1 protein-coding gene is annotated in these 267 nt (G+C 52.8%); it reads left to right on the top strand.

Annotated elements, in window-relative coordinates:
- A partial coding sequence (locus RVY79_RS19910) for a hypothetical protein (RefSeq protein ID WP_317466302.1) occupies nt 1-267 on the top strand: 267 nt, incomplete at both ends.

The raw sequence follows: 267 nt of genomic DNA, 5'->3' as shown, positions 1-267 counted from the left end.
GAACTTTTTGGAGGGGTCAGCCCAGACATCTACAGTGCGGCGCTGATATCGCTTGAAAGTCAAAAAAGCTATCAGGTTGATTTTCCTATTGTCATCCCAGGTGCATGTGCTGGCAGCACTTCCGGAAAAAGTGCACAGGGTCGCCACGTAGGTGGACTTCGCGATCACGCACACATTGGTGCGTTCAAGAATCTAGTGTGGGACGCGCGCGTACCGGAGTACTACAGCGTCCCCACTGTGTGGGGATACTCACTGCTGAAAGGTATC

It is taken from the genome of Chromohalobacter sp. HP20-39, from assembly GCF_033052815.1.
Lineage (GTDB): Bacteria > Pseudomonadota > Gammaproteobacteria > Pseudomonadales > Halomonadaceae > Chromohalobacter.
This window is presented reverse-complemented; position numbering and strand designations above follow the sequence as displayed.